This window comes from Pseudomonas sp. KUIN-1, assembly GCF_009176725.1.
Taxonomy (GTDB): Bacteria; Pseudomonadota; Gammaproteobacteria; order Pseudomonadales; family Pseudomonadaceae; genus Aquipseudomonas; species Aquipseudomonas fragariae.
Genome location: NZ_AP020337.1, coordinates 2,472,519 through 2,484,678 on the forward strand (window position 1 = coordinate 2,472,519; position 12,160 = coordinate 2,484,678).

General features: G+C 58.7%; 9 protein-coding genes. 5 read left to right on the plus strand and 4 right to left on the minus strand.

Annotated elements, in window-relative coordinates; all coding sequences use genetic code 11:
* The first annotated feature begins 590 nt into the window (after positions 1-590).
* Positions 591-2,213: a methyl-accepting chemotaxis protein gene (locus tag KUIN1_RS11475; protein ID WP_024638479.1), complete on the plus strand. Its 1,623-nt coding sequence runs from the start codon at positions 591-593 to the stop codon at positions 2,211-2,213.
* A 199-nt stretch (positions 2,214-2,412) separates the two neighbouring features.
* Here KUIN1_RS11475 and KUIN1_RS11480 read toward each other — a convergent pair whose 3' ends face one another.
* The gene (locus tag KUIN1_RS11480; RefSeq protein WP_057457145.1) at positions 2,413-2,748 is read right to left on the minus strand and encodes an ArsR/SmtB family transcription factor; all 336 of its coding nucleotides are present in this window, start codon (positions 2,746-2,748) and stop codon (positions 2,413-2,415) included.
* A 59-nt stretch (positions 2,749-2,807) separates the two neighbouring features.
* On the opposite strand from KUIN1_RS11480, the gene KUIN1_RS11485 reads away from it, so the two are divergent.
* Positions 2,808-3,899, plus strand: a complete 1,092-nt coding sequence (locus tag KUIN1_RS11485; RefSeq protein WP_003407349.1) for an NADH:flavin oxidoreductase/NADH oxidase — start codon at positions 2,808-2,810, stop codon at positions 3,897-3,899.
* Positions 3,900-3,937: 38 nt separating this feature from the next.
* On the opposite strand, the gene KUIN1_RS11490 is transcribed toward KUIN1_RS11485, so the two are convergent.
* Positions 3,938-5,410 carry an efflux transporter outer membrane subunit gene (locus KUIN1_RS11490; RefSeq protein WP_024652278.1) on the minus strand — a complete coding sequence of 491 codons (1,473 nt, stop codon included), beginning with the start codon at positions 5,408-5,410 and terminating at the stop codon, positions 3,938-3,940.
* An 87-nt stretch (positions 5,411-5,497) separates the two neighbouring features.
* On the opposite strand from KUIN1_RS11490, the gene KUIN1_RS11495 reads away from it, so the two are divergent.
* The 3 genes from KUIN1_RS11495 to KUIN1_RS11505 all read left to right on the plus strand — a co-directional run bounded on the left by KUIN1_RS11495 (position 5,498) and on the right by KUIN1_RS11505 (position 10,409).
* Entirely contained in the window at positions 5,498-6,112 is a 615-nt protein-coding gene (locus tag KUIN1_RS11495) for a TetR/AcrR family transcriptional regulator (RefSeq protein WP_003396139.1), read from the plus strand.
* 77 nt (positions 6,113-6,189) lie between these two features.
* On the plus strand, positions 6,190-7,293 hold the full coding sequence (locus KUIN1_RS11500) for an efflux RND transporter periplasmic adaptor subunit (protein ID WP_011267493.1): 1,104 nt from the start codon (positions 6,190-6,192) through the stop codon (positions 7,291-7,293).
* A complete protein-coding gene (locus KUIN1_RS11505; RefSeq protein WP_024652279.1) occupies positions 7,290-10,409 on the plus strand; it encodes an efflux RND transporter permease subunit in 3,120 nt (1,039 codons plus the stop codon). Before KUIN1_RS11500 ends, KUIN1_RS11505 begins: the two co-directional genes overlap by 4 nt.
* 225 nt (positions 10,410-10,634) lie before the next feature.
* On the opposite strand, the gene KUIN1_RS11510 is transcribed toward KUIN1_RS11505, so the two are convergent.
* Together KUIN1_RS11510 and ureG are read right to left on the minus strand one after the other, a co-directional pair.
* Positions 10,635-11,492, minus strand: a complete 858-nt coding sequence (locus KUIN1_RS11510) for an urease accessory protein UreD (RefSeq protein ID WP_024652280.1) — start codon at positions 11,490-11,492, stop codon at positions 10,635-10,637.
* The gene (gene ureG, locus KUIN1_RS11515; RefSeq protein WP_003407338.1) at positions 11,489-12,151 is read right to left on the minus strand and encodes an urease accessory protein UreG; all 663 of its coding nucleotides are present in this window, start codon (positions 12,149-12,151) and stop codon (positions 11,489-11,491) included. Before ureG ends, KUIN1_RS11510 begins: the two co-directional genes overlap by 4 nt.
* Positions 12,152-12,160 lie beyond the last annotated feature (9 nt).

Sequence of the window (12,160 nt, forward strand, 5' to 3'; positions counted from 1 at the left end):
GGTGGACAGGGGATGCCGCCCGGTTCTGACCTTCAACAGCGGGAAGCCACGATACAATAATGCTCGATGTCCGCACGGATGCATCAGCCTGCGGGGGCCGGGAAGGAAGCGTCAGCACTTCAATTCTGCCCCCGTTTGAACCAGAAATGTACCCGTCAAGAATGTCGGAGTGCATTGCAGAACACTTTGGAAAAGCCGTCCAGTCGGCTGGAAAAGGAAAGATAAAGTAATACTTTTTCAGCCTTACTTACTCTACCGCGACATCTGCCCCGTCGTAATCAGCACATCACCTGACTGGCAGGGTCGTAAAGTTGACGTCAAAAAATGCAGATTATCGACTTTTTCGGATGCTCGGTCTGGTTAAATGCTACGTGTAATAAAAATTTTTATCCTTTAGTTTCATTGGGTTAAGGATGGTTAGAGCTTTTATTCAGGTTCGGAGTAGTTGCAACCACTAAAGTTACCGAGCTGGCGGGCGACATGAGTAGTATCTCAATGACATCAATCATAAAAGTTGGTTCATCCCCATTTTTACGAGTGATAGCGCCCATCATGCAAGCCATGGAACGGCTATGTTCAGGATCGACATCATGTTCAGCAAACTCAGTATCTCGCAAAAGCTTTACTTCAGCTTTGCCGCGATCATCCTATTTATCGCCGTTCTGGTCGCGAGTGCTTACAGAGGCTTTGAGCAGGTCGAAGAGGCAACTAACAGCAATGTTCATACCTATCAGGTGCTGAGTGAAGCGCAACTTGCTCTTGAACAGCTGATCAATATCGAAACCGGGATGCGCGGCTTTGTCATTGCTTCAAAGGATGCGTTTCTGGAGCCATTGGTGGCGGGGGAGAAGCGCTTCATCGAAGAACTCGATTCGCTCAAGCGTCTGACAGCTGACAATGCGGAACAGCAGCGCCGCCTGGCTGCTCTGGGTGACACCCAGAAACGCTGGCTTGATGAAGATGTCAATCCGATCATCGCCCTGCGCCGCGATCTGACTGCACGCAATATGCCTGATGATGAACTGGATGCACGCATCACCTCGGGTGCCGACAAGGCCAAGATGGACAGCATGCGCGCTTTACTTGCCGAGATCAGCGGTGCCGAGCAGAAGTTGCTGGTTCAGCGTAGCCAGGACATGACGGACGCCAAGCATTTGGCGATCCTGATCCTGATGTGCGGCGGCCTGGCCGCGGCTGTTCTCGCGATGATCCTTGCCGCTGTATTGGGGCGCAGTACCACGGCGCGTTTGCAACTGGCTATTGATGCCGCAACGGCAATTGCCAATGGCAAGCTGGACACCGTGATCGATACCAGCAGCCACGACGAACTGCCGAAAGCCTTTGATCGTATGCAGAATCGCCTGCGCGAGATGATTCAACAGATCAGCCAGGCTGCCAATCAGCTGGTCGTTGCCGTACAACAGATTTCCGGTGCGTCCGAGCAACTGTCCGGTGCTATCCAGGAACAGTCGACGTCCGCCTCGGCGATGGCGGCCACGATCGAAGAGCTGACCGTCAGCATCCATCACGTTTCCGAAAACGCCGACGAGGCGCATGAACTCGCCAGTCGTTCAGGGCAACAGTCGAAGGACGGTGCGCAGGTCATCGAAAATACCCTGTCCAGCATGAATGGCATCGCCCGGACCGTGCAGCTTTCCTCTACTCAGGTCGCAGGCCTGGGTCAGCACTCCGAGCACATTTCATCGATCGTCAGCGTGATTCAGGGCATTGCCGACCAGACCAACCTGCTGGCCCTCAACGCTGCCATCGAAGCTGCTCGTGCCGGTGAACAAGGCCGTGGCTTCGCAGTGGTTGCCGACGAAGTGCGCCTGCTGGCGCAGAACACCGGCAAGTCCACCAAGGAAATCGCCGGGATGATCGAGAAAATTCAGGCGGGTGTACGGGAAACCGTCGAGAGCATGCGTAGCGGCGTTCAGGAAGTGAACGAAGGCGTCGAAATGGCGGGCACCGCCGGTCAAGCGATCATCGAGATTCGCGACAGTTCGGGCAAGGTTCTGCAAGTGGTCGACCAGATATCCTTCGCGCTGCGTGAGCAAACCGCAGCGAGCCAGGATGTCGCACGTAGCGTCGAGCGCTCCGCGCAAATGGCTGAACAGAACAACATATCGGTTCAGGAATTGCTCAAGACCAGCGGCGGCCTGAAGAACCTCGCTACCAGTCTGCAGACGGAAGTGGGCAAGTTTCGGCTTTAAGGTCTGAAGACGCATCTCGTCAGCAGGATCACCCTGCTGAAACCCCCGGTATTAGTCGAAGCGCTGATACCGGTTTTTTTTGCATATTCAAAAAACGCGCCTAACCTTTGATGCGCTGGATGACGATCCCGAGCAGCGCATCGAAATTCACGCAATGAAATGGCAGCGCGGATTCTCTCAGGGCTGACGATTTTTTACGTCAATGCTGAGCCAGAATACTGTCCAGCAGACCCGGGAAACGGCTATCAAGCATCTGTTTGCGAAGCGAGTTCATGTGCGTGGTGCCAACATTGCGCGTCTGTACAAGCCCGGCGTCGCGCAGCACGCGGAAGTGATGGGACATGCTGGATTTGGGGCGCCCGCCGTCCAGTTCGCCGCAGGTGGCCTCTGCAACGCCGGCCAGGCAGCGCACGATTCCCATGCGAACGGGATCACTCAAGGCATAGAGTAAGCGTTCGAGTGTGAGGTCTTCAGGATCGGGGTGTTGGAAGGTTCGCATGGTGGGGATGATATCAAGGCTTCCGTTTATTGCCATAGTTCGATTACCATCGAACAACTGAAATCAAAAGTCATCTGGCCTACGGGAGCTTTCCAATGTCTGCATTGTTCGAACCCTTCAAACTGAAAGACGTCACGCTGCGCAACCGAATCGCCATTCCTCCGATGTGCCAGTACTCGGCAACCGAAGGTGTTATCAACGACTGGCACCACGTGCATCTGGCCAGCATGGCACGTGGTGGTGCGGGTCTGTTGGTGGTCGAAGCTACCGCCGTTGCGCCGGAAGGGCGTATTACCCCCGGTTGCACCGGTATCTGGAACGACGAGCAGGCGCAGGCATTCGTGCCTGTCGTCAAAGCCATCAAGGCCGCAGGATGCGTGCCGGGTATTCAGATTGCTCACGCCGGTCGCAAGGCCAGCGCCAATCGTCCATGGGAAGGCGATGACCATATCGCGGCGTCCGATTCGCGCGGCTGGGACACCATCGCGCCGTCCGCCATTGCCTTCGGTTCCAACCTGCCGAAAGTCCCGCGCGCCATGACCCTGGACGACATCGCGCGTGTTCGCCAGAACTTCGTCGATGCTGCGCGTCGCGCCCGCGATGCCGGCTTTGAATGGATCGAGCTGCATTTTGCCCACGGTTATCTGGGGCAGAGCTTCTTCTCCGAGCATTCCAACCAGCGCACCGATGAGTACGGCGGCAGCTTCGATAACCGTAGCCGTTTCCTGCTGGAAACCCTGGCTGCAGTGCGTGAAGTCTGGCCTGAGAACCTGCCGCTCACCGCGCGTTTTGGCGTTATCGAATACGACGGTCGCGATGAGCAGACGCTTGCAGAATCGATCGAACTGGCGCGCCGCTTCAAGGCTGGCGGGCTGGATCTGTTGAGCGTCAGCGTCGGTTTCAGCACCCCGGATGCCAACATTCCATGGGGGCCTGCGTTCATGGGGCCGGTTGCCGAGCGTGTGCGCCGTGAAGCGGATATTCCAGTAACCAGCGCCTGGGGTTTTGGCGAGCCGAAGCTGGCTGAAGAGGCGGTCAAGTCAGGCCAGCTCGATCTGGTCTCGATTGGCCGTGCACATCTGGCCGATCCCCACTGGGCCTACTTCGCGGCGAAGGAGCTGGGCGTCGAAAAATCGGCCTGGACCTTGCCTGCACCTTACGCTCACTGGCTTGAACGTTATCGCTGAGTAAGCCTGATCTGAAAGGATGCATTCGTTGGTGGCGCCTACAGCGTATGCATCTTCTCGTCAGATGAAGTGGTGGGAGGCATTTGCCAACCACCACCCAGCGCTTTGAATACGGCGACCGCCGCCTGCGCGGATTCGACCTGGGCCTGCGCCTTGGCGTCAGCGACCTGCAGCATTTTCTCGTCGGCGCGCAGCACCTCGATCAAGCTGGCGGCACCTTTGCTATAGCTTGCGAATGACGATTGCCGGGCTGAAGCAAGTGCAGTTTCGCCTTTACCCAGCATTGCAGCTTGAATTTCGCGACTGGCCAACGAAGAAAAAGCGTTTTCAACGTCCTCAGTGGCGCGCAAAACTGACTGTCGATAAGCCGCCAGAGCCTCTGCCTCTTGTCCTTTGGCTTGACTGATCCGGGCGTTCACCCGGCCGAAATCAAAAAGCCTCCAGCGAAGCCCCAAAATACCTGCTGACTGACTGGCACCACCGGTAAACAGATTGCCGCTCGACACGGCTGTGGCGCTGCCCAGCAATGCGCTGAGTGAGAGTTTGGGATAATACTCGCTGATCGCCACGCCGATACGCGCGTTCGACGCGGCGAGGCGCCGCTCGGCCACGATCAGATCAGGTCTGCGACGGAGGAGATCGGCTGGCGTTCCTGTCGACGCCAGCTCGGGTGCGTGTGGGATTCGACCCCTTTCAGCCAGGGAGCCCCGATGAGTGCCAGGCGGTACGCCCAGCATCACGTCAAGCGCATTCATTGCAGCGTCGAGACCGGTTTGCAGAATCGGCACTGTTGCCTGCACCTGTAGAAGCTCAGCTTCGATCTGACGAACTTCATAGTCAGGGGACAGACCACGCTCATGGAGGAGCTGGACTTTTTCCAGAAGGTCTTGCCGGGTTTTAAGTTGTCGGTTCGTGATCGCCAGCCTGGCTTGCAGACCACGGATGTTAATGTAGGTATCGGCGGTCCGGGCTGCCACAGCGAGCCTGGCAGCCGCGACACCTGCCTGCGAAGCTTGATATTCAGCCAGCGCAGCCTGTCGACTGCGTTTCAAACCGCCAAAAACGTCCAGCTCCCAGCTTGCGGTCAGATTGGCTTCATAGGCATTGCCATAACGATCGTAGCCAGGTGCCGAGTTCAGCACCTGGCCGAGTGGAGTCTCTACCGATTGATGAGCCCGCGCCGTCTGTGCATCGATGTTGCCCGACGGGAGCAGGGCGGCGGTTGCCGCATCTGCTCCGGCGCGTGCCTGAGCCAGTTGCGCGCTGGCTTGAGCGAGATCGAGGTTCTGCGCCAGTGCGCGTGACACGAAGCTGCTCAGTAACGGATCATCAAAACCGTCCCACCACGCGGCACTGACAAGCGGATGCGCGGTAATATTCGCAGCGCCACGTGGTTGAGTCAGATAGCGGTCAGGCAGGGGCGCATCCGGGCGCTGGTAATCCGGACCCACGGCGCAGCCCGACAGCAGGCCGGTGCTCATGACCAGTACATAAGTACAAAGCGTGCGCATGGAAATTCCTTGAGATGATCAGGTCGTGACTATATTACGATTCGGTCACTTGTTGTCAATGAGTGTTCACATAGCTAAGCTGGAAACATGACTAATCAAATCAAGACATCGCCAACACGTGGTCCCTCCGACCACAGCGTTCGCGATCAGGTTGTCGAAGCGGCAACACAGCATTTCGGCCACTACGGCTATGAGAAAACCACGGTCTCCGATCTGGCCAAGGCCATTGGTTTTTCCAAGGCCTACATCTACAAGTTCTTTGACTCCAAGCAAGCTATCGGCGAAGTGATCTGCTCGAACCGGCTGGCGATGATCATGGCGCTGGTGAACTCGGCCATCAGCGACGCGCCAACAGCCTCCGAGAGGCTGCGGCGCCTGTTCCGCTCGCTTGTGGAGGCGGGTAGCGATCTGTTTTTTCACGACCGGAAGCTGTATGACATAGCCGCTGTCGCAGGCCGTGATCAGTGGCCTTCTGCTGCCGCGCACGACGAACGTATTCGCCAGCTCATCCAGCAAATCGTTCTTGAGGGCAGGGAGTCCGGAGAGTTCGAGCGCAAGACACCTCTGGATGAGGCCGTTCAGGCCATTCATCTGGTCATGCGTCCGTACATCAACCCGGTGCAATTGCAATACAACCTCGACATCGTGTCGACGGCCCCGGTCCATCTGTCGGCGTTGATACTGCGAAGTCTGGCACCCTGAATTTGTGACCATTGACTAATTTGGTCACTTTACGGAGAATCGTTTCCCTGCTCACTTGATTTCAAGTAAGGGATCCCATGCTCCTGTCCAGACCCAACACCACCGTCTTGTTGTTATTGCCTCTGTTCCTGGCTGCGTGCAGCGAGTCATCCGGCGTGCGCGATCCACGTACCCAGCCGCCTCTGGTGAGGGCGGCCACTGTTGCAAGTGCTGATCAAGCTTCCCGTTCGTTCACCGGGGTTGTGGTCGCTCGGGTTCAGAGCGAACTGGGGTTTCGGGTTTCCGGGAAGGTGCTCGAGCGCCTGGTTGATACCGGCCAGACCGTCAAGCGCGGTGAGCCGCTGATGCGCCTGGATCCCGTTGACCTTGGTCTTCAGGCTCAGGCCCAACAGCAGGCGGTTGCCGCTGCTGTGGCGCGCGCCAGGCAGACCGCCGATGACGAAGCGCGCAACCGTGACCTGGTCGTCGCTGGTGCGATATCCGCTTCCGCTTACGACAGGATCAAATCCCTGGCCGACACCGCCAAGGCAGAACTGAATGCTGCACAAGCGCAGGCCAGCGTGGCACGTAACGCAAGCGGGTACGCCGTCTTACTGGCGGACGCCGACGGCGTGGTGGTCGACACTTTGGTCGAGCCTGGGCAGGTCGTCAGCGCAGGCCAGCCCGTGGTCAGGCTGGCAAAGGCCGGGCCACGCGAAGCCATTGTCCATCTGCCTGAAACCTTGCGGCCGGCGATGGGTGATCGGGCTGAGGCCAGACTGTATGGCGACAGTGCGCGCGTCATACCGGCAAGGTTGCGGCTGCTCTCTGACGCCGCAGACCCGCTGACGCGTACGTTTGAAGCCAGGTATGTGCTTGAAGGCTCAAACGTCAGTGCGCCTCTGGGGTCAACGGTGTCCCTCGATATCGCCGCTGGCAAGCCTGCCCGGCAGTCGCTGGCGATACCCATTGCCGCTCTGCATGACCCCGGTCGAGGCCCAGGTGTCTGGGTCATTGCAGGTACGCCTGCACAAGTCACCTGGCGCGCCGTACAGCTGCTGGGTGTGAGTGACGATTCGGCAAACGTGAGTGGTGGTCTCGAGGCCGGTGAGCAGGTCGTGGCATTGGGCACGCATTTACTTCACGACGGTGAGCAAGTGCGCGTGCAGCAGGGTGGTATCACCGCTGAGGCGCAACCATGAATCCGGGACGCTTCAACCTTTCTGCACTGGCCGTTCGCGAACGCGCCATCACGCTGTTTCTGATTATTTTGATCGGCGTGGCCGGTACGCTTTCATTTTTCAAACTGGGGCGTGCGGAAGATCCGCCTTTCACCGTCAAGCAAATGACCGTTATTTCTGCGTGGCCTGGCGCAACCGCTCAGGAGATGCAGGATCAGGTCGCCGAGCCGCTTGAAAAACGTATGCAGGAATTGAAGTGGTACGACCGTAGCGAGACCTACACCCGGCCAGGTCTGGCATTCACTATGGTTTCATTCCAAGACAAGACGCCACCTTCTCAGGTGCAGGAAGAGTTTTATCAGGCGCGCAAGAAACTCAGTGATGCCGCGAAGTCCTTGCCCGCAGGGGTCATTGGTCCGATGGTCAATGATGAATTTTCGGATGTGACCTTTGCGCTGTTTGCGTTGAAAGCCAAAGGTGAGCCGCAGCGACTGCTGGTACGCGATGCCGAGTCACTGCGCCAGCGTCTGCTGCATGTGCCGGGCGTGAAGAAGATCAATATCATCGGCGAGCAAGCCGAACGAATTTTCGTGTCGTTCTCCCATGAGCGGCTGGCAACGTTGGGTATCGCTCCTCAGGACATTTTTTCGGCGCTCAACGACCAGAACGTCCTGACGCCTGCCGGTTCGATTGAAACCAGCGGACCGCAGGTGTTTCTGCGTCTTGACGGCGCCTTCGACACGCTTGAGAACATCCGCAACACGCCGATTGTGGCGCGGGGTAAAACGCTGAAGCTTCAGGATGTGGCGACAGTGGAGCGCGGCTATGAAGACCCCGCGACCTTTCTGGTCCGCAATCAGGGTGAGCCGGCCCTGTTGCTGGGCATCGTGATGCGCGACGGTTGGAACGGTCTGGACCTGGGCAAGGCGCTGGACGCAGAAACGGTCAGAATCAACCAAGGCATGCCCTTGGGAATGACGCTTTCAAAAGTCACTGACCAGTCGGTGAACATCGGTTCGGCCGTTGACGAGTTCATGATCAAATTCTTCGTCGCCTTGCTTGTCGTGATGCTGGTGTGCTTTCTCAGCATGGGCTGGCGAGTCGGTGTGGTGGTCGCTGCAGCCGTACCGCTGACGCTGGCCATTGTCTTCGTCGTGATGGAAGCGACGGGCAAGAACTTCGATCGTATTACCCTGGGATCACTGATCCTGGCGCTGGGCCTGTTGGTGGACGACGCAATCATTGCCATCGAAATGATGGTGGTGAAGATGGAGGAGGGCTACGACCGGATCAAGGCGTCAGCCTATGCCTGGAGCCACACAGCGGCGCCCATGCTTGCCGGTACCCTGGTGACCGCTGTCGGCTTCATGCCCAATGGCTTTGCGCAGTCGACTGCCGGCGAGTACACCAGCAACATGTTCTGGATTGTCGGCATCGCCTTGATTGCCTCATGGATAGTTGCAGTGGTCTTCACACCTTATCTGGGGGTGAAGATGCTGCCGGGAATCAAGCCGGTTGAAGGCGGACACGCTGCCATCTACGACACGGCGCATTACAATCGTTTCAGACGGGCTCTGGCCCATGTCATTGCCAGGAAGTGGTGGGTGGCGGGTGCGGTGATCGCTGCATTTGTGGTGGCGATTCTCGGAATGGGGGCAGTCAAGAAACAATTCTTCCCGACCTCCGATCGCCCGGAAGTACTGATCGAAGTGCAGATGCCCTATGGCACGTCCATCGAGCAGACCAGCGCCACCACCGCCAAGGTCGAGGCGTGGCTGCACAAGCAGGATGCCGCGAAGATCGTCACGTCCTACATCGGCCAGGGCTCGCCACGCTTTTATCTGGCAATGGCGCCGGAGCTGCCCGACCCGTCGTTTGCAAAGATCGTTGTACTGACTGAAAGCCAGGAAGCACGTGAGGCGCTCAAGCTGCGGATTCGTCAGGCTGTTGCTGACGGGCTTGCACCTGAAGCCCGGGTCCGGGTCACACAGCTCGTGTTCGGTCCTTACTCACCGTTTCCCGTGGCGTATCGCGTGAGCGGGCCAGCCCCTGACACATTGCGCGAGATCGCCACGCGGGTCGAAACCGTGATGGCGGCGAGTCCGATGATGCGTACCGTCAACAGCGATTGGGGAACACGGGTGCCCACGCTGCATTTCTCTCTGGATCAGGACCGTTTGCAGGCCGTCGGGCTGACCTCGAGCGCAGTTGCCCGGCAATTGCAGTTCCTGCTCTCAGGTATCCCTGTCACGTCTGTCCGCGAAGATATCCGTTCAGTGGACGTGATGGGCAGGGCGGCAGGTGACATCCGCCTGGACCCTGCGAAGATCGAGGGTTTTACGCTGGTGGGGGCTGCCGGTCAGCGTATTCCTTTGTCGCAGGCCGGAGTGGTCGAAGTGCGCATGGAAGACCCGATTCTGCGCCGTAGAGATCGTGTGCCGACCATCACCGTGCGCGGTGATATTGCGCAAGATCTGCAACCGCCGGATGTCTCCGCCGGGATCATGAAAGCACTGCAACCCATCATCGACAGCCTTCCGCAGGGCTATCGGATCGAGCAGGCCGGATCGATAGAGGAGTCGGCAAAGGCCACTGTGGCATTGGCGCCGCTGTTTCCGATCATGATTGCCGTCACCTTGCTGATCATCATCCTTCAAGTGCGTTCGATGTCGGCGATGATGATGGTGTTTTTCACCGCGCCGCTCGGGTTGATCGGTGTTGTACCGACACTGCTTCTGTTCAATCAGCCGTTCGGTATCAACGCCCTGGTCGGGCTGATCGCGCTGTCCGGCATTCTGATGCGCAATACCTTGATCCTGATCGGGCAAATCGACCATAACGAAAAGCAAGGGCTCGACCCGTTTCATGCGGTGGTTGAAGCGACCGTACAGCGCGCACGCCCGGTGCTGCTCACGGCACTGGCGGCGATCCTGGCGTTCATTCCTCTGACCCATTCGGTGTTCTGGGGCACGCTTGCCTACACGCTGATCGGAGGCACTCTCGGCGGGACTGTCATGACGCTGGTCTTCCTGCCAGCGATGTATTCGATCTGGTTCAAAATCCGTCCGGACAGAGGATCGCTACCCCGAAATTCCAGCAGTCATGCCTCAACTGGCACAGAGATGAAGGGGATCTGATCATGAATCGTTACGCTTAAAGGCGGAGTGGCTTTGCGATCAGTTCTACAAAATCGACTGCCGCACATTCGTTCAGTGCTGGCGTTGCAAGATCCGCTCGTCCTGCTGATAGTAATCTCGCCTTACCGGATTCGGCGGAGTCAATGCCAGCGTTCTCTTTCGGCGCTGGGAAGGCAAGCCGTAAGTCGTTTGAGCCTGGAAAGTGCTCTGCAAAGGCCTGACTGCTCACTTGCGCCGCACCCGCGGCGCAAGTCCTGTCAATTGCTGCCGAACGCACGCCCAGGCCAGATGCAGCGCATTACGCAACGCCACTGCATCGGCGCTCATCACGCGTACGGACACGCCGCAATCGTTCGGCAGTGCGCTGACGCCCTGGTAGCTATCGGCAACGTCGTGTAACGCTTCGCGCAACGTCCGTTTCAAATCCTCTATCGGCAAACCCTGACCCACCAGCATGAACGTTGCCAAGGCTTGCCGTTGTCCGCTCACGCCGGGCAGTCGGCGTTGCAGGTCTGCGCCGGTTATTGCCAGCCGGTCACCGGCCAGCAATTTTCCGGCCGGGCTGTAGACCTGCAGGTCGGCGCGGTAAAAGTCGGGCAGTCCCTCGCTGCCGTGAGGTGTATGCAGGCAGAATGCGTCGCACAGCAGCACTCTTGCACCGGGGTGCAACGTTACGTTTACCTGGCTATGCAGCCGCGTCTGTGGAAACAGAATAGTGGCCATCGGCAGGTACTCCAACAGCGCATCGGCTTCGGCGACCAGTGTCACGGTCTGCCGCGCCGACTGCTCGAGCATGCTGTGCGCGACCGTCGCAGCGCCGGTGCTGACGTGCACTTGGGTGCCTGGTCCTGCGTGCAGATGCAGGTGCAGTTGTTCCCCGGCGAACAAGCCTCCCGAACACGATTGCAGGTAGACCGCCGCCATGCCGGGCGGGTCTTGCGGCAGGGTCAGGGTACGTCCCAGATGGAAGGGGTAGCCGACTTCCTGACGAGACACATAACTGTCCCCGGAAGGCGCTTTGCTGAAGGCGATATGTGCCGTGCTTTTCGTCTGTGCGGGCAGTGACGATTGATGGGCGTTCATGTGCGGTCGAACAACACGGCACGGCTTATCGCGTCCACCACCGCGTCGACGCCTTCGCCGGTGTTGCAGTTGGTAAACAGCACCGGCTGGCCGTTGCGCGCTTGCGCTGACTCGCGCCGCATGCGCGGCAGGTCGACGCCCACATAGGGTGCCAGGTCGTATTTATTGACCACCAGCAGGTCGCAGCTCAAAACGCCGGGGCCGCGTTTGCGCGGGATATCGTCGCCGCCTGCGACATCGATGACGAAAATCCAGTAGTCCACCAGATCCAGCGAAAAGGTCGAGGCCAGGTTGTCGCCGCCCGATTCGATCAGCACCAGATCAAGATTACCGAAGCGCGCTTCCAGCTCATCGGCCATTTGCAGGTTGAGGGTCGGGTCTTCACGAATGGCGGTGTGCGGGCAGGCACCGGTTTCCACCGCACGAACCCGCTGCGGGTCGATCAGCCCGCTGCGCTGCACACGCTCGGCATCCTCACGGGTCGCAAGGTCATTGGTGATGATCGCCAGCTCGGTACCACGCGCGATGAAGCGCGGAATCAATTGTTCCAGCAGGCGGGTTTTGCCCGAGCCCACCGGGCCGCCGATGCCCACGCGAGCAGCGCCGGGATGGGGGTGGGCATCGGTGTGCGGGGCAGATGCGTTCAAGGGCAGGCTCATTGTCGGGTT